Raw genomic sequence first — 17648 nt, forward strand, 5'->3', positions numbered from 1 at the left:
ACACCGCGCGGCCCGGCCGGAGTCTCAGGCGCGGGTGAGCCGCACCGCCGACCAGGACACCCGCGGCAGGGCCAGGGTCGCCACCCCGTCCGCGACGCTCACCGTGTCCAGCGCGCGCAGCGTGACCCGCTCCGGCTCGTCCCGGGTATTGCAGGCCCGGACATCGTCGTCGGTCAGCGTCCAGGTCTCCGCCACGGTCAGGTCCGCGCCGAACGCGCACAGGTCGATCGCGAACTCGACCTGCTGCTCCTGGTCCCGGTTGACCGCGAAGACCACCACGTCGCCGGTGGCCGGGTCGTGGGTGGCGACGGCGTCGATCACGGGTGCCTCGCCGTACCGGGCGGTCTCGTACACCGGGCTCTGGATCTCCAGGCGGAGCACGTCGCCCTTGGCGAGCGCGGCGGTCCGGGCGAACGGGTGGAAGATGGTCTGCCGCCAGGCCGGTCCGCCGGGCTCGGTCATGATCGGGGCGATCACGTTGACGAGCTGCGCCTGGCAGGCCGCGGTGACCCGGTCGCTGTGCCGGAGCAGCGAGATCAACAGGCTGCCGACGACCACCGCGTCCGCGACGTTGTACTGATCCTCGATCACTCGCGGGGCGACCTCCCACTCCTTCGGCAAGGGCGCGTTCTGGAAGCGGGAGAGGTACCAGACGTTCCACTCGTCGAACGACAGGTTGATCTTCTTCTTGCTCTTGAGCCGGGCGCCGACCGCGTCCGCCGTGGCCACGATGCTGTTCACGAAGTGGTCCATGTCGACCGCGCTGGCCAGGAACGAGCCGAGGTCGCCGTCGTGCTCCTCGTAGTACGCGTGGCAGGACACGTAGTCGACCACCTCGTACGCGTGCTCCAGCACCGTCGACTCCCAGGAGCCGAACGTCGGCATCGTCGAGCTGGAACTGCCACACGCCACGAGCTCGAGATCGGGCTCGGCGGATCGCAGCGCGCGGGCCGTGGCGGCCGCGAGCAGCCCGTACTCCTCGGGGGTCTTGTGCCCGGTCTGCCAGGGGCCGTCGAGCTCGTTGCCGAGGCACCAGATCTTGATCCCGTAGGGCTTCTCCGCGCCGTTGGCGCGACGCTGCTCGGAGAGGTGCGTGCCCTCCGGGTGGTTGACGTACTCGTGCACGTCGAGCGCCTCCTGCACGCCACGGGTGCCGAGGTTCACCGCGTACATGATCTCGACGTCGGCCTTCTCGGCCCACCTGGCGAACTCGTCGATGCCGACCTGGTTCGTCTCGATGCTGCGCCAGGCGAGATCCCGGCGGCGAGGACGCTGATCGGCCGGCCCGATGCCGTCCTCCCAGCGGTATCCGGAGACGAAGTTGCCGCCGGGGTAGCGCACCATCGTGACGCCCAGCTCGCGGGCGAGGGCGAGCACATCGGTGCGGAACCCGTCCTCGTCGGCGAGCGGATGTCCCGGCTCGTAGATCCCGGTGTAGACACACCGGCCCATGTGCTCGACGAAGGAGCCGAAGGTGCGGCGGCTGACAGGCGCCACCACGGAGGCAGGATTCAGTGCGACACGCGCATGGAGCATTTCGATCCCTTTACCAAGAAGAAGAGATGCCGCGGGCTACTTGACGGCGCCGATGGTCAGGCCACCGCGCCAGTGCCTCTGCAACATCAGGAAGGCCGTGATCAGGGGGATGATGGCCACCAGGGACCCGACCACGATCACATTGAAGAGGGCCGCGCCGCCGTTGCCGAGGGTCGCGGACATGTACCAGGTACGCAGGCCGACGGTGAGCGGATAGAGCTGGTTGTCGCTCAGCATCACCAGGGGCAGGAAGAAGTTGTTCCAGGAGGCGACCATGGTGAACAACAGGACGGTGACGAGGGCGGGCCGCATCGCGGGCAGGGCGACGCTGGTGAAGACCCGGAACTCGCCGGCGCCGTCGATCCGGGCCGCCTCCAGCATCTCGTCGGGGATCGAGTCGTGCACGTAGACCCGCAGCAGGTACACGCCGAACGGGTTCAGCAGCGACGGCAGGATCACCGCCCAGATCGTGTCGACCAGGTCCACCTGCGCCAGCAGCAGGTACGTCGGCAGCACCAGAGCCGTCGCCGGCACCATGATCAGGCCGAGGAGCAGCGCGAAGAGGGCTCCGCGCCCCGGGAAACGCAGCTTGGCGAAGGCGTAACCGGCCAGCGCCGAGATCACGGTCGCGCCGATGCCGCTGACCACGGCGTAGAACGCCGAGTTGCGCAGCCAGGTGAGGTAGATGCCGTTCTCGTGGGTGAAGACCAGCTTGAGGTTCTCGATCAGCTGGAAGTCGGAGAACCACAGCGGCGCCGATTGAAAGAGGCCGTCGTTGCTCTTGGTCGCGGCCACCACCAGCCACCAGAAGGGCAGCAGGAAGTAGAGCGCCAGGAGTCCCATCAGGATGTGGGCGGCGAGGCTGCCTCCGGTCACCCTCCCGGCGCGGCGTGCCTGCGTCTCTGTGCTCATCGCAGCGCGCTCCGTTTCCGAGTGGCGAAGAGGAAGATGTACGACCCGACGAAGACCACCGCGCCGAGCAGGAACGAGATCGCCGCCGAGTAGTTGTACTGCTGGAACGAGAACGCCTGGTTGAAGGCGTACAGGTTGGGCGTGTAGTGCTGGGTGATCGCCCCGGGGTTGAGCGGCTGGAGGATCAGCGGCTCGGTGAAGAACTGGAGCGTGCCCATGATCGTGAAGAGGGTGGCCAGCACCAGGGCCGACGAGATCATCGGCGTCTTGATCCGGAGCGCGATCTGCACCTGGCCCGCGCCGTCCATCTTGGCGGACTCGTAGATCTCCCGGGGCAGGCCCTGCAGGGCGGCGTACAGGACGATCATGTTGTAACCGGCCCACTGCCACGTGACGATGTTGCCGAGCGACGCCAGCACCGTGCTTCCGGACAGGAAGTCGACGTTCACCAGGCCACTGAGCGGGCCGACGTTCTCGCTGTAGAGGAAGCCCCACATCAGCGTGCCGATCACCACCGGCACGGCGTACGGGACGAACGCCGCGAGCCGGAAGAAGCGGGAGAACCGCGAGGTGGCGGCGTCGATCAGCAACGCCGCGAGCAGCGCGATCCCGATCATCAGCGGAGTCTGGATCAACCCGAAGATCAGGACCCGGACCACGCCCTCGCGCACCAGCGGGTCGTCGAACGCCTGCTTGTAGTTGTCGAAGTAGGCGAAGACCTCACCCTCGACGAGGGTGGAGCGGTACAGGCTGATCTTGAACGCGTACGCCATCGGCAGCAGCAGGAAGGCGACCAGCAACACCGCGAACGGCAGGACGAACAGCCAGCCCGTGGCGGCCTCGCGGAGATTCCACTTCCGCTTCCTGCCGCCGCCGGCCGTCGACCGGGCGCCGGATCGGGGCGGGAGACCCGCAGCCGCCGGAGCGGCCGCGGGCTCGTTACGGACCTCAGTCATTACTGGACCTTGAAGCCCTGCTGGGTGGCGTAGGTCTTGATGTTCTCCTGCGCCGTGTCCAGCGCGGCCGACCAGGGGGTCTTCTTCTCGATCGCCTGGTTCAGACCGGTGGTGATCTGGTTGAAGTTGTAGCTGTTGAACGGGCTCCAGGCGAACTCACCGATCGCGTTGTACGCCGGGACGAAGACCTCGTTGACCTTCTGGCCGCCGAAGAACTCGTACTCCTTCTTCATGAACGCGTCCGACTCCAGGATCGGGGTGGCGGTCGGGAAGAGGTACGCCTTGTCGATGCCGATCTTCCAGGCGTCGGTGTTCTTCGCGCCGAAGAGCTCCATCGCGACCTTGGCGGCGATGTCCGGGTACTTGGCCTGGTCGGTCACCGCGAACGAGGAGCCGCCCCAGTCACCCTGGGCGTTGGCGCCGGCGGTCCACTGCGGCAGCGGGACGGCCTTCCACTTGCCCTTGGTCTTCTCGGCGATGCTCTGCAGGTAACCGGGACCCCAGCCGGCCGAGATGTAGGTGACGTACTTGCCGGAACCGAGGCCGTTGTAGAAGTCGGTGGTGCCGTAGGCCTTGGTGTCGGCGAGACCGCCGTTGACCATGCCCTCCCAGTACTCGACGACCTTCTTGGCCTCGGGGCTGTTGACGTTCACGCCGATCTTCGACGGGTCCGCGATGTCGTAGGCGTACGGCTTCGCGCCCGCCTGCCACATGAGACCGGTCAGGAACCCGCCGTCGTTGGCGCCGAAGTCGGTCATGAAGGCCTTGCCGCCGGAGGCGGCCTTCAGCTTCTCGGCCTGCTGCTTGTACTCGTCCCAGGTGGTCGGGACGGTCAAGCCGTACTGCTTGAAGAGGTCCTCGCGGTAGAGCAGCGCCATCGGACCGGCGTCGACCGGGATGGCGTAGACCGAGTCACCGGTGCTGACCTGCTTCCAGGCCCATTCGACGTAGTCGCCCTTGACGTCGTTCGCACCGTACTTGCCCAGGTCGACGAGGTGCTTGGTGAGCTGGAAGGTGGGGATCTCCTGCAGCTCGAGCATCGCCACGTCGGGCGCGCCCTTGCCTGCCTTCAGCGCGGTCTGCAGCTTGGTGTACTGGTCCTGCCCCGCACCGGCGTTCGTCCACTCGATCTTGATGTCGCTGTGGGTCTTGTTGAACAGGTCGACGACGCCCTGGAACTCGGGGTACCAGGCCCACACCTTGATGGTCACCGGGCCGGTCGGCTTCTCCGTCGTGGTGGCCTCGTCGCCGCTGCCGCACCCGGTCAGCGCCAGGGACGCGGCAGCGACCGCCGCCACAACCGATCGCCGCGTGACACGCTGTGCGCTAAGTTTACTGAGGTTCACTGGGTCCTCACAGACAAGTAGACGTGTGTCCAGTTGATCAGTTCTGAGCCCGTTCAGGGCTCAGAGAGCCGGCCTCCGGTGCTGGCACACCGGGGGTCGGCCATTAGGCCGAACTTCGCACGCCAGAAGAGTTTCTGAAGTCCGATGTAGTTTTCTTGCTACGCTTTTGCAGCGCTGCAAAAGACAGCATGCACGGACGCCTTATCGACGGCAAGGGGTAACCTGCCGGAAACTTGAGGCGGGCAGAGGGGGGCACAATGCGTCGAGAAGTCACTCTGCGTGACGTCGCGGAGCTGGCCGGCGTATCGAGCCGAACCGTCTCCAACGTGGTCAATGGCTACGCCAATGTCACTGCGCGTACCAAAGAGCGCGTCCAACGCGCGGTGGACGAACTCGGATACCGACCGAACGTGCTCGCGCGCAACCTGGCGCAGGGCCGATCCGGCCAGATAGCGGTGGTCGTGCCCTATCTGGATACGCCCTATTTCGCCGAGTTGTTGCAGAGCGTCATCCGGGCAGCCCGGATCAGCGGCTATAACGTTTTGATCGACCAGACCGACGGCGACCCGGAACACGAGCGCGGCTTCATCGCCCACGGCTCCCGGCGGCTCCTCTTCGACGGGGTCATCTTCAGTCCGCTCGGCCTCGACCAGCAGGCCCTCGCCGACCGGGACCCGGCCCTGCCGCTCGTCATCCTGGGCGAGCGGACCAGCGACGGCACGTTCGACCACATCGGCATCGACGACGTGGCGGCCTCCCGGCAGGCCACCGAGCATCTGCTCGACCTGGGCCGGCGCCGGGTCGCGGCGATAGGCGACCAGCCCTACGCCACGGGTGAGGCGGCGCAACTGCGCACCCGCGGGTTCCGCCAGGCCCACGAGGGCCGCGGCCGCCCGGTGCACGAGGATCTGATCATCGGCACGCCCCGGTTCAACCGGCCGGACGGCGCCCGCGCCATGGCCCACCTGCTCGATGGGGAGAACCCGCCGGACGCGGTCTTCTGCTACAGCGACCTGGTCGCGCTCGGCGCCATCCACGCGATCCTCGCGCGCGGCCTGCGGGTGCCCGAGGACGTCGCGGTGATCGGGTACGACGACATCGAGGACGGCCGGTACTCGAACCCCACCGTCACCACGATCTCGCCGGACAAGGAGTGGATCGCGACCACGGCGGTGGAGCGCCTGCTGCTGCGGATCGGCAGCAGCACCCCACCACCCGGTCTGGAACTGCGGGCCCCGCACAAGCTGATCGTGCGGGAGAGCACTACTGGAACAATTTCGCGGCAGTGATCGCGGTCTGGACGATCCCGTAACCGAGCAGGACGGAGACGAGCGCCCAGGAGAAGAAGAGCCTCATGCCGTCTTCACCTCCTCACGGGCTTCCTCGTGGTACTTCGAGGGGACCGGTCGCACCAGCAGGTTCGCGACGAAACCGACGGCGAGCAGCGCGACCATGGTGAACAGCGCCGGCCGGTAGGCGTCCGCCGTCAGCGTCCCCGGCTTGCCCTGCGCGTCCAGGAACCCGTTGATGATCAGCGGTCCGGCCACCCCGGCCGCGGACCAGGCGGTCAGCAGCCGGCCATGGATCGCACCCACCTGGTACGTCCCGAACAGGTCCCGCAGATACGCCGGAACAGTGGCGAACCCGCCGCCGTAGAACGACAGGATCAGCCCGGCCAGCAGCACGAACAGCGGCGTCGCGGCCGGCCCCACCAGGGCCAGCAGCGCGTAGAGCACGATGCCGCCACCGAGGTAGAGCATGTAGATGGGCTTGCGGCCGATCAGGTCGGAGGTCGACGACCAGGCGAACCGGCCGGCCATGTTGAACAGCGACAGCACGCCGACGAAACCGGCCGCCGCGGAGACCGCGACGCTCGACGTGCCGCCGTCCCGGAAGAAGTCCTGGATCATCGGGCTGGCCTGCTCCAGGATCCCGATGCCGGCCGTGACGTTGCAGAACAGCACGATCCAGAGCAGCCAGAAGGCACGGGTGCGGATCGCGTTCGCGGCGGAGACCTGCGCGGTGGTGACCAGCGGCTTCTCCCGTACCGAAGCGGGGTCCCAGCCCTCCGGCTGCCACCCGTCCCGGGGCACCCGGATGTTGACCACCCCGAACATCATGATCACGAAGTAGCCGATGCCCAGGGTGAGAAAGAGCGCGGTCAGCGCGCTGCCGTCGGCCACCGAGGTCGCGACATTCGGGTCGTACCCGCTGTCGTAGAACGACATGAGCTGCCGGGAGAGCGGCCCGGCGATCAGCGCCCCGCCGCCGAACCCCATGATGGCCAGGCCGGTGGCGAGGCCGGGCCGGTCCGGGAACCACTTGATCAGCGTGGAGACCGGCGAGATGTACCCGATGCCGAGCCCGATCCCGCCGAGCACGCCGTACCCCAGATAGAGCAGCCAGAGCTGGGTGGTGGCGATGCCGAGCGCGCCGATCAGGAAGCCGGACGCCCAGAACGCGGCGGAGACGAACATCGCCTTGCGCGGCCCGTTCGCCTCCACCCAGGTTCCGCCGACCGCGGCCGAGAGGCCCAGCATCACGATCGCGATGCTGAAGATGACGCCGACCGCGGTCTGGCTGGTGTCGAAGTGCTGGACCAGGGAGTTCTTGTAGACGCTTGTGGCGTACACCTGGCCGATGCACAGGTGAACCGAGAGCGCGGCGGGCGGGATGAGCCAGCGGCTGTATCCCGGCGGAGCAACGGTGTGCTCGCGGTCTAGCGCGGAGAGCAGGGCCATCGCAGCGCCCTACCCATCGTCATCAGTCGATAAACCTTCCTGATCGGCCCACTCCAGCAGCGTGTCCAGGGAAAACGCCTGATCGTCGATCGTGGCGTGGAGATCACCCAGCTCGGCGAACCGGGCCGGCACGGTCCGGATCGTCAGGTCCCGCGGCTCCACGTCCGGGATCTCGTCCCAGCGCACCGGGGTGGAGACGGTCGCCGACGGGACACCACGCACCGAGTACGCGCTGGCGATGGTGTGGTCCCGCGCGTTCTGGTTGTAGTCGATGAAGAGCGACTTCGGGTCCCGGTCCTTGCGCCACCAGGTGGTGGTCACGTCGTCCGGCGCCCGTTTCTCCACCGCGCGGGCGAACGCGAGGGCGGCCCGGCGCACCTCGGAGAAGCCCCAGCGCGGCTCGATCCGGACGTAGACGTGCAGTCCCTTGCCGCCGGACGTCTTCGGGTACCCGGTGATCCCCAGCTCGTCGAGCACCTCGTGGACCACGCCGGCCACCGTGCGGACCGTGTCGAACGGGCAGTCCGGCATCGGGTCCAGATCGATCCGCCACTCGTCCGGTCTCTCGGTGTCCGCCCGCCGGGAGTTCCACGGATGGAACTCCACGGTGGACATCTGCACGGCCCAGATCACGTCGGCCGGCTTGGTCACGCAGAGCTCGTCGGCGTGCCGGTTGTAGCGCGGGAACTTCACCCGGACCGTCTCCAGCCAGGGCGGTGCGCCGTTCGGCACGCGTTTCTGGTGCACCTTCTCCCCGGACAGGCCGTCCGGGAAGCGGTGCAGCATGCAGGGTCGCTCGCGGAGCGCCCGGACGATCCCGTCGCTCACCGCCAGGTAGTACTCGACCAGGTCGAGCTTGGTGGCGCCGAGCTCCGGGAAGTAGATCCGGTCCGGGTTGGAGACGCGGACGTCGTAGTCGCCGGCTTCGATGACAGTGGCTTTCGCGGCCATGCCATGAAACCTAGCCGAGCCACGCCTCTTTCATGTCCAGAAGAAGGGTGTCGCCCGTGTCGAGCAGGTCCAGCATCGGCGCGATCCGGGGCAGCTCGTGGGTCACGAAATACCGCGCGGCCAGGCGTTTGCCCTCGTAGAAGTCGCCTTCCTTGCCGTCCGCGGCACGCCACTGCTCCAGCCAGATCCAGGCGATCACCAGATGCCCGGCGGCGTCGAGATACGCCGTGGCGTTCACCAGCGCCCGCTCCGCGTCCCCCGAGGCCCACAGCTTCGCTGTGGTCCGTGCCAGGCGATCCGCCGCCTCCGCCACCGGCTTTCCAAGATCATCGGGTACGTCCGAGGCAGTCTCCCGGATCCGGTCCAGCAGCAGGCCCAGTCCCGCCCCGCCCTTCATGGTCACCTTGCGGCCCAGCAGGTCGAGAGCCTGGATCCCGTCGGTGCCCTCGTGGATCGAGTTGAGCCGGTTGTCCCGGTAGAACTGCTCCACCGGGTACTCGCGGGTGTAGCCGTACCCGCCGTGGATCTGGATGGCGTGGTCGTCGGCGAGCCGGCACCACTGCGACGGCCACGCCTTGACGATCGGGGTGAGCACGTCCAGGAGCAGGTCGTTCTCCGGCGACGACTCGTCGACCAGCTTCGCGGCGTAGAGGATCAGAGCCAGACCCCCCTCGACGTACGACTTGGAGGCGAGCAGCATCCGCCGTACATCGGGATGTTGAATGATCGGCACCGGAGGGGCCGCGGGGTCCTTGCCGGCGACCGGCCGGCCCTGGGTGCGCTCCTTGGCGTAGTCGAGCGCGTGCAGGTACCCGGTGTAACCGAGGGCGACCGCGCCGGCCCCGACGCCGATCCGCGCCTCGTTCATCATGTGGAACATGTACTGGAGGCCGCGGCCCTCCTCGCCCACCAGGTACCCGGTCGCGTCGTCGAAGGCGAGCACCGTGTTGGTGGTCCCGCGGTACCCCATCTTGTGGTTCAGCCCGGCCAGGGTGACGCCGTTGCGCTCGCCGGTGTCCAGGTCCTTCTTCGGCACGATGAAGAGCGACAGGCCCTTGACACCGGGCGGCGCGCCCGCGACCCGGGCCAGCACCAGGTGGATGATGTTCTCGCTGAGCTCGTGGTCGCCGCCGGAGATCCACATCTTGCTGCCGGTGACCCGGTAGGCGTCGCCGGACTTCACGGCCCTCGTCGTCACGTCGCTGAGCGACGAGCCGGCCTGCGGCTCGGAGAGACACATGGTGCCGGTGAACCGGCCCTCGATCATCGGCTGGACGAACCGGGCGATCTGTTCCTCGGTGCCGTGGGTGAGCAGCAGATGCGCGTTCGCCGAGGTCAGCATCGCGTAGGCGGACGTGCCGGTGTTGGCGGCCTGGAACCAGAGGAAGCAGGCCCGCTGCACCACGAGCGGCAGTTGCAACCCGCCGTGCTCGGCGTCCACGGTCCCGGCGATCAGCCCGGACTCGGCGAAGACCTTGAGCGCCTTCGCCACCTCCGGGATGATCTCCACCCGCTCGCCGTCGAACGTCGGCTCGTTGAGGTCGTTCTTGCGGTTGTGCGGCGCGAAGTCGCGCTCGGCGATCCGCTGCGAGACCTCCAGGAACGCGTCGAACGTCTCCCGGGAGTGGTCGGCGAACCGCTCCCGGGCGGTCAGCGACTCCACATCGAGCCATTCGTAGAGCAGGAACGCGAGATCTCGCTGGGAGAGCACCTTGGACACCGCAGCCACCACCGTTCGTCGGAAAAACTCCTTGCACACAGTGTGCACTAAGTTCAGTCCGACGCGCGGTGCCTGCCCGACCGGCCGCGCTCGCCGCCCGTCCGGCGACTGCCGCCGGCGTGCTTGATCGCGTACATGGCGTGGTCCGCGGCGCGCAGCGCGGCATCCGGGTTCTCGGCCGCCGGCGCGAGGTGCACGCCGATGCTCGCGCCGATCCGGATCTCCTGCCCGGCGATCCGGAACGGCAGCTCCAGGACGTACCGGATCCGGCCGCTCATCGTCGCGGCGTCCTTCTCCGACAGCACGCCGGGCATCAGGACCACGAACTCGTCGCCGCCCACCCGGGAGAGCACGTCGGTCTCCCGGACACACGCGGTGAGCCGGTCCGCCACCTGACGCAGCAGCTCGTCGCCGACCTCGTGCCCGTACGCGTCGTTGACCGGCTTGAATCCGTCCAGGTCCACGAAGAGCACGGCGACCGGGGCATCCGACAGCGACGAGCCCAGCGCGTCCTGCATCCGCCGGCGGTTCGGCAGGCCGGTGAGCGGGTCGTGCTGCGCCTCGTGCGCCAGCCGCTCGTGGAACGCCTTGGTCTCGGACACGTCCCGCGCGTTGATCACGACGCCGTCCAGCGACGGGTTGTGCAGCTGGTTCGAGGCGGTGAAGTCGAACCAGCGGTACTCGCCGCCGGCCGAGCGGATCCGGCACTGCAGGCTGATCGCGCCGTTCGGCTCGTCGAGCAGCCGGCTGAGCCGCTCACGCATCTCCGGCTCGTCATCCGGATGCATCAGCTCGAAGACGCTGTGCCCGATCAGCGCGCCGGTCTTGAAGCCGAGGACGGCCTGCGAGCTCGGGCTGCTGAACACGATCCGGCCCCGGCCGTCGAGCACCGACACCAGGTCCGGCGCGTGCTGGATCAGCGCCTGGAACCGCTCGTCGGCGCGACGCCGCTGGACCTGGGTGCGGTAGCCGAGCACCGAGATGCCGGCCACCCCGATCAGCAGCATCGCGAGCAGGGTCAGGTTCAGGGTCTGGCTGCGGGCGTGCACCACACCGTCGAACGAGGACTTGGTCTGCGTACGCACGTAGGACCAGCCGCTGGGCAGGCCGCCGTAGACGATCGCGATCATGTCGGTCTTGCCGGACCGGTACTCGACGAACCGCACCCCGTCCGGACCCAGCGCGGCGCTGACCGCAGGGTCGATCCGGGTGCCGATCAGGGCCCTGTCGCTGGACGCCCCGACCACGCCGGCGCTGTCCACCACGAAGGTCCGGTGCGCCTGGGTGGAGAGTCGCACGAGGTAGGTCTGCAGCGACGTCTTGGCGACCTGGTTGAGGCCGATCAGGTAACCGATCACCGAGTCGTTGACCTGGATCGGCACCGCCACCGCCGCGAGCGTCGTCCCGTTCGCGGTCATCACGCTGGAGAAACCGGCCTGCCCCTGGGTCAGCTGGGCCTTCATCGGCGCCCAGCCGGCATCGGTGGCGGCCGGCAGCCCCGACTTGCGGCTCGAGGTGAGGACGTTGCCGTCCATGTCGGCGGTGAGCAGGCCGTACTGGAAGGTGGTGCTCTTCGCGGCCGCGGCCGCGAGGGTCCCCCGGTCCGCCGCGTTGTCCCGGCCCAGGTGCAGGGCGTGCTCGGCGAGGATCGAGGAGAGCTCGGCGGCCGAGTTCACCTGCAGCTGACCGGTGAGCGTGCCGTTGTTCGTGCCGAGCGCGCTGCTGTCCGCGCGGTGCACCGTGTCGGCCGCGCGCAGCGCCGACCGGTTCACCAGAAAGCCGATCACTCCGGCGGCAGCCAGCAGCAACACGCTGACCACCACCGCGATCCAGTTACGCAGGCGCATTCCGTCCCTCCTCGGTGCATCTGATCGGCAGACCGAACACGGACTGAACGAATCCCACCTAGGGGCTTCGCCAGGGAAGAACTCGGGGAAAAGGGGGCGGCGCTTCCGGTCATCGACCCACGATGATGGGGAGGCAACAGTGCGTCGTCGATGAACGGAGCACCGCATGCGCAGACAGGTGGTCGCGCCGCCTCCGGGGTGGCTCACCCCACTCCGTGCCCGGATCCCGGCACCCCGGCGATCACCGGAGAGCCGGGCGCCTTCGCCGGTTCAGGACGCGCCACGGGATCAGGGCGCGCCGCGGGGCCGCCGGATCGTCCGGACCGGCCTCACCCTCACCGGCGCCGCGTTCGCCGCCGTCTTCTTCTGCCTCGCCTTCACCCCGTCGCTGCTCCCCCGCGCCTGGTTCCTCCAGGGGGTGGTCGCCGGCATCACCGCGGCGACGGGTTACGCGCTGGGCACCGCGATCGGCGCGCTGGTCCGGGTGTGGCTGCGGTTCAGCGAGCGGACGGTCCGGCTCGCGTGGCGGGCGCTGTTCTCGCTCGTACCCCTGTTGTTCCTGTTCTTCCTCTGGCTCGGCACCCGGTGGCAGCGCGAGCTTCGCGTGCGGCTCGGCATGCCCCAGGCCCAGGAGTACGACGTGGCCCGCACGCTCGGCGTCGGCCTGCTCGCCTTCGCCGTGATCCTGCTCGTCGCGCGCAGCCTGCGGCTCGCCACCCACGGCTTCGCCCTGGTCTTCCGGCAGGTCGTCCCGAACCGCGCGGCCTACTGCGCGGGCACCGTCGTGGTCGCGCTGCTCAGCTACAGCGCGCTGGACGGCCTGGTGATGGCGCAGCTGGTCACGATGGCCGACCGGTCCGCGGCGGTGGTCAACAGCGGCACCGGCAACGGGGTCATGGTGCCGACGTCGTCGCTGCGCTCCGGCGGCCCGAGGTCGCTGGTGGCCTGGGACTCGCTGGGCCGGCAGGGCCGGGCGTTCGTCGCCGGCGCGCCGAGCATCGACGAGCTGACCGCGTTCGCCGGCCGGCCGGCGCGCGAGCCGATCCGCGTCTACGCCGGTCTGACCTCGGCGGACACCGTCGAGGAGCGGGCCGCGCTGGCGGTCCGCGAGATGGACCGCACCGGCGCGTTCGACCGCGCGGTGATCGCCATCGTCACGCCCACCGGGACCGGCTGGGTGGACGGCAAGGTGACCCGCTCCCTGGAGTACATGTACGCCGGGGACACCGCCCTGATCTCCATGCAGTACTCCTACATGCCGAGCTGGATCTCGTTCTGGGGCGATCGGTCGGACGTGGTCGGCAGCGCGACCGCCCTGATCGACGCGGTGCGCGGCCGGTGGGCGGCGATGCCCGAGGCCACCCGGCCCAAGCTGCTGCTCTTCGGCGAGAGCCTCGGCACGTACGGCCTGGAGAAGACGTTCGGCTCGGCGGCCGCGCTGGCCGCCGGCTCGGACGGCGCGCTGCTGCTCGGGCCGACGTTCGCGAACCCGGTGCACCGGCAGCTGACCGAGGAGCGTGCCGCCGGCAGCCCGGTCTGGGACCCGATCTACCCGGACCTGCCGATCGAGTTCGCGGAGAACGCGGCGACCCTGCGCGCGCCCGCCGCCGAACGCCCGAAGGTGGTCTACCTGCAGAACGCGACGGACCCGGTGGTCTGGTGGAGCTGGGATCTGTTCTGGAAGAAGCCGGAGTGGCTGACCGGCGAGCGCGGGCCGGACGTCACCCCGGCCATGCACTGGTACCCGGGCGTCACGTTCTGGCAGACCTCGTGCGACCTGCTCTTCGCGAACAAGGCGCCGACCGGCCACGGTCACGTCTACAAGTCCGAAACGGTCGACGGATGGGCCGCGCTGGCCCCGCCGCCGGGCTGGTCAGTTTCGGACACGCTGCGACTGCGGGCCCTGCTCGGCTAGCGCTTCAGCCAGGGCTGCAGGAGACGGGTCACCCGGGGCAGCACGAGGTAGGTCATGATCGGTGTCAGGACCAGCGTGCTGACGAGCGTCTTCAGCACCGTGTTCAGCGCGCCCAGATGCGGCGCCAGCAGGTACGCGGAGAGCAGGCTCACCGGGAAGAACCCGAGCCAGATGGTGACCGCCTGCTTCCATCGCGGCGGCGCGGCCGGCGCCGGGCCCGGCTCGTCGACCGCCAGCTCCCGGGGCGGGTCGAACCAGCCCTCGATCCCGGTGCGGCGCTCCACCCGGGTGTGCTCGACGAAGCCCTCGGCCGAGGAGAGCCACCAGCGGCGCTGCGCGGACTCCTCCCAGTCGTGCAGGGCCTCGGCGTCGGCGAAGCGGTAGAGCATGTGCCACTCGGAGGAGCCGACCTCGGGTCGTACCCAGCCGGTGCCGAGGAATCCGGGGAACGTCTCGGCCAGCGACGCGCCGGCGCGCACCCACGCGGCCATCTCGGCGGCCCGTGCCGGATCGGCACGGCGGGTGATGGCGACGGTGACAGCGAGCTGCGGCGGAGACTGCATATCCCATAGTGTGGTACGCCCTTGTTTCCGGCACGCTTCATCCCGCCGATCAGTGCCGTGCCACACACCGGCTTGGCGCTCGCCGTGCGTGGGAGCTCGGGCGCGCTCTATGCCACAACTCCACACACAGGCGCTTAGCCCACCACGCGAGTGGAATCCGGGCGCGCTCCGTGCCGCGACTCCACACGCAGGCGGTCGGCCCGGCCTGCGTGTGGAGCTGGGGTCAGCGCTTCAGGCGGGCTATCCGGCCGGCCTCGCCGGAGGCCCAGCAGGAGCCGTCGGTGGCGCAGGCGACCGCGTCGAAGCTGCCCCCGTCGAAGCGCCGCCAGCTGACCCCGCCGTCGAACGAGACGTCGCTGCCGGTGGGCCCGACCGCCAGCGCGACACCCCGGCGCCCGGTCCACGCGACGCCGGAGCGGTACTCGCCCGGCACCGTGCGGGACACTGTCCAGCGCCGCCCGCCGTCCCGGCTGACCGCAGCGCCGTCCGGAGCGGCCTCCGGGGTCACGTAGTCGCCGCCGACCGCGAGCCCGTGGCGCCCGTCGCGGAACGCCAGGCCGTAGACGCCGGCGCTCGGGCCTCCCGGGATCGGCGTCTCGCTCACCCTCCAGCTCCGGCCGCCGTCCCGGGAGGCGAAGACCCGCGAGACCGATCCGCCACCCGTCGCGAACCAGGCGTTGTGCCCCTGCGTGACCAGGCACGTCCCGCTGGCGGCGAAGGCGAACTCGCCGGGCAGCGCGGCCGGCATGCCGCCGGTGGGCCGGACCTGCCAGGTGCGGCCGCCGTCGCGGGTGGCGAGGATCCGGAACTTCCCGCCGACCGGGTCGGAGAGGGCCAGGCCGTGCCTGCGGCCGGAGAAGTCGAGGCAGTCGTAGAACGCGGCCGGGTCGGTGTTGCGGAACGACTCGTCCCAGGTCCGGCCGCCGTCCGAGGTCCGGTACACCCGGGACTCCTCGCCGGCGCCGATGGTGAGGGCGACGGCGGTCCGCGCGTCGAACGCCTCGATGTCGCGGAATTGCAGAGCGGCCGCGTCCGCCGGGCCCACCGAGGACCAGGACCGGCCGCCGTCGATCGTCCGCAGCACGGTTCCGGCCGAGCCCGCGGCCCAGGCGACCGTGGAGCTGACCGGGGCGAGCCCGCGGAACCGGGCGGTCGACCCGGTGTCGGTGAGCTGCCAGGAGAGGCCCGGTCCCGGGGTGAAGCCGGTGCTGCCGAGCATGACGAGAGCTAGGGCTGGGATCGACAACTTTCGCTGCAATGTCATGTCCGCAACCTACCGGAGCGGGCTCAGACGTTCAGGTACGCCAGCACCGCCAGCACCCGGCGGTGATCGTCGTCCGAGGGCGGCAGGCCCAGCTTCGTGAAGATGCTGCTGATGTGCTTGCTGACCGCTTTCTCCCCGATGAACAGCTTCCCGGCGATCGCCCCGTTCGACCGGCCCTCGGCCATCAGCCCGAGCACCTCCCGCTCGCGCGCGGTCAGCGCGGCCAGCGGCTGGTGCCGGGCCAGCAGCTGGCCCACCACCTCCGGGTCCATCGCGGTGCCACCGGCGGCCACCCGACGCACCGCGTCGATGAACTGGGCCACGTGCGAGACCCGGTCCTTGAGCAGGTATCCGACCCCGCCCTTGCGGTCGCTCAGCAGCTCACGGGCGTAGAGCGGCTCGACGTGCTGGGAGAGGACGAGCACCGGCATGCCGGGCACCGCCGCCCGGGCCGCGATCGCCGCCTGCAGGCCCTCGTCGGTGAAGGTGGGCGGCAGCCGTACGTCCACCACCGCCACGTCGGGTTTCTGCTCCACCAGGGCCGGCAGCAGCGACGGCCCGTTGTCGACCGCCGCCACCACCTCGAAGTCGTACGCCTCCAGCAGCCTGGTCAGGCCGTCTCGGAGGAGGGCGTGATCTTCGGCGATGACAACGCGCACGGCAGCTCCATGGTCACGACGGTCGGTCCGCCCGGAGGGCTGGACAGGCTCATCGTGCCATCGAAGGCAGCGAGACGGCGTTCGATACCCCGCAGGCCGGTCCCGCCGGCCGGATCGGCCCCGCCCAGGCCGTCGTCGCTGACCCGCATGGTCAGTTTCCCGTCGCTGTGCCAGAGCTGCACCTGGACGCTGCGCGCCATGCTGTGCCGGGCCGCGTTCGCCAGCACCTCGGCGACCGCGAAGTACGCGGCGGACTCCACCGGCGTGTCGAGCCGGCCGGGCACCGCCGCGCCGACGCTCGTCGGGATCGGCAGCGCCATCGCCAGCGCCCGGACCGCGCCTTCCAGGCCCCGCTCGGCGAGCACCGGCGGGTGGATGCCGCGGACCAGGTGCCGCAGCTCGACCAGGGCGTCCGAGCTGGTCTCGCGGGCCTCGGCGAGCAGCTTGCGGGCCATCGCCGGATCGGCCTCGACCATCTCCTCGGCCAGCCCGATGGTCATCCCGAGCGAGACGAGCCGGGCCTGCGCGCCGTCGTGCAGGTCGCGCTCGATCCGGCGCAGCTCGGCGGCCTGCGAGTCCAGGTTCTCGGCGCGGGTCGTGGTCAGGTGGCTGACCCGCAGGCGCAGCTCGGCGTTGCGGGTCGGGGCCAGGAAGAGCCGGGTCAGGAGGGCGTCGGCGCGCCGCAAATAGGGCGCCATCGCCAGCCCGATCGCCAGGATCACGGTGCCCTGCGGCAGGGACAGGAAGCCCTGGCCGACCGTCTCGATCGGCCAGATCACGCCGTAGCCGTACTCCCCGGTGCCGAGCCAGATCCAGAGCGGCAGCAGGACGATGCCCTCGACGCCGTAGAGCGGCACGGCGAGCGAGAGCACCCCCAGCACCAGCCCGGCCACCGCGCCCGGCAGCAACCAGGCGAAGTCCCGCCAGGTCGCCGGGTCGGTGATGATCCACCGGTACCGGACGAGCAGACCGCGGGACGGCGGCGCCGGCCGGTACGGGCGGGCGATCGGCATCCCGAACGTCGCCGCGAGCCGGCGCGACAGCCGGGCCCGGAGCCGGATCAGCGCGGTCACCAGCGGCAGCAGCACCAGCCCGATGCCGAGCACCGGGGTGAGCACCAGGGAGACCACGAACAGCACGAAGAGCGGGATGTTCGTGATCGCCAGGGCCACGCTGAGCACGCCGCCGGCCACGGCGCGGACGCCGTCCCGTATCCAGTCACGCGAGTCCATGTCCTC

Annotated in this window: 15 protein-coding genes; 2 read left to right on the forward strand and 13 right to left on the reverse strand. The window is 69.8% G+C overall.

All coding sequences use genetic code 11. The features are described from left to right. Positions 1–24: 24 nt before the first annotated feature. From arfA to AMIS_RS33300, 4 genes are read right to left on the reverse strand one after another with little or no spacing between them, the layout of a single operon-like run. A complete protein-coding gene (arfA, locus tag AMIS_RS33285; protein ID WP_014446859.1) occupies positions 25–1536 on the reverse strand; it encodes an arabinosylfuranosidase ArfA in 1512 nt (503 codons plus the stop codon). A gap of 36 nt (positions 1537–1572) precedes the next feature. Further along, a complete protein-coding gene (locus tag AMIS_RS33290; protein ID WP_014446860.1) occupies positions 1573–2448 on the reverse strand; it encodes a carbohydrate ABC transporter permease in 876 nt (291 codons plus the stop codon). Continuing rightward, complete coding sequence (locus tag AMIS_RS33295; RefSeq protein WP_014446861.1) at positions 2445–3404, reverse strand: carbohydrate ABC transporter permease; 960 nt, start codon at positions 3402–3404, stop codon at positions 2445–2447. The genes AMIS_RS33290 and AMIS_RS33295 overlap by 4 nt, the downstream gene beginning before the upstream one ends. Beyond that, positions 3404–4702 carry an ABC transporter substrate-binding protein gene (locus AMIS_RS33300; protein WP_014446862.1) on the reverse strand — a complete coding sequence of 433 codons (1299 nt, stop codon included), beginning with the start codon at positions 4700–4702 and terminating at the stop codon, positions 3404–3406. Before AMIS_RS33300 ends, AMIS_RS33295 begins: the two co-directional genes overlap by 1 nt. Positions 4703–5007: 305 nt before the next feature. Between AMIS_RS33300 and AMIS_RS33305 the strand changes: the two genes are divergently transcribed. Further along, entirely contained in the window at positions 5008–6039 is a 1032-nt protein-coding gene (locus tag AMIS_RS33305) for a LacI family DNA-binding transcriptional regulator (protein ID WP_014446863.1), read from the forward strand. Here AMIS_RS33305 and AMIS_RS45100 read toward each other — a convergent pair. From AMIS_RS45100 to AMIS_RS41030, 5 genes are read right to left on the reverse strand one after another with little or no spacing between them, the layout of a single operon-like run. After that, a complete protein-coding gene (locus AMIS_RS45100) occupies positions 6014–6106 on the reverse strand; it encodes an MFS transporter small subunit (protein ID WP_451916770.1) in 93 nt (30 codons plus the stop codon). The genes AMIS_RS33305 and AMIS_RS45100 overlap by 26 nt on opposite strands. After that, positions 6103–7485, reverse strand: a complete 1383-nt coding sequence (locus tag AMIS_RS33310) for an OFA family MFS transporter (RefSeq protein WP_041831538.1) — start codon at positions 7483–7485, stop codon at positions 6103–6105. The genes AMIS_RS45100 and AMIS_RS33310 overlap by 4 nt, the downstream gene beginning before the upstream one ends. 15 nt (positions 7486–7500) lie before the next feature. Further along, the gene (gene ligD / locus AMIS_RS33315) at positions 7501–8442 is read right to left on the reverse strand and encodes a non-homologous end-joining DNA ligase (RefSeq protein WP_014446865.1); all 942 of its coding nucleotides are present in this window, start codon (positions 8440–8442) and stop codon (positions 7501–7503) included. Positions 8443–8452: 10 nt separating this feature from the next. Next, positions 8453–10162 carry an acyl-CoA dehydrogenase gene (locus tag AMIS_RS33320; RefSeq protein WP_014446866.1) on the reverse strand — a complete coding sequence of 570 codons (1710 nt, stop codon included), beginning with the start codon at positions 10160–10162 and terminating at the stop codon, positions 8453–8455. Positions 10163–10215: 53 nt separating this feature from the next. Beyond that, a complete protein-coding gene (locus tag AMIS_RS41030; protein ID WP_014446867.1) occupies positions 10216–12009 on the reverse strand; it encodes a sensor domain-containing diguanylate cyclase in 1794 nt (597 codons plus the stop codon). A gap of 166 nt (positions 12010–12175) precedes the next feature. Between AMIS_RS41030 and AMIS_RS33330 the strand changes: the two genes are divergently transcribed. Next, positions 12176–13924, forward strand: coding sequence for an alpha/beta hydrolase (locus tag AMIS_RS33330; protein WP_014446868.1), 1749 nt, complete (start codon positions 12176–12178; stop codon positions 13922–13924). Here AMIS_RS33330 and AMIS_RS33335 read toward each other — a convergent pair. The 4 genes from AMIS_RS33335 to AMIS_RS33350 all read right to left on the reverse strand — a co-directional run bounded on the left by AMIS_RS33335 (position 13921) and on the right by AMIS_RS33350 (position 17642). After that, positions 13921–14487, reverse strand: coding sequence for an antibiotic biosynthesis monooxygenase (locus tag AMIS_RS33335; RefSeq protein WP_014446869.1), 567 nt, complete (start codon positions 14485–14487; stop codon positions 13921–13923). The two genes, AMIS_RS33330 and AMIS_RS33335, sit on opposite strands and share 4 nt — an antisense overlap. A gap of 223 nt (positions 14488–14710) precedes the next feature. Continuing rightward, positions 14711–15751, reverse strand: a complete 1041-nt coding sequence (locus AMIS_RS33340) for a WD40/YVTN/BNR-like repeat-containing protein (RefSeq protein ID WP_041830223.1) — start codon at positions 15749–15751, stop codon at positions 14711–14713. A 23-nt stretch (positions 15752–15774) separates the two neighbouring features. Next, complete coding sequence (locus AMIS_RS33345) at positions 15775–16410, reverse strand: response regulator transcription factor (RefSeq protein WP_014446871.1); 636 nt, start codon at positions 16408–16410, stop codon at positions 15775–15777. Further along, positions 16362–17642 (reverse strand): sensor histidine kinase, encoded by a 1281-nt coding sequence (locus AMIS_RS33350; protein ID WP_014446872.1) that lies wholly within the window; start codon positions 17640–17642, stop codon positions 16362–16364. Before AMIS_RS33350 ends, AMIS_RS33345 begins: the two co-directional genes overlap by 49 nt. Positions 17643–17648 lie beyond the last annotated feature (6 nt).

This window comes from Actinoplanes missouriensis 431 (assembly GCF_000284295.1).
GTDB classification, from domain to species: Bacteria; Actinomycetota; Actinomycetes; order Mycobacteriales; family Micromonosporaceae; genus Actinoplanes; species Actinoplanes missouriensis.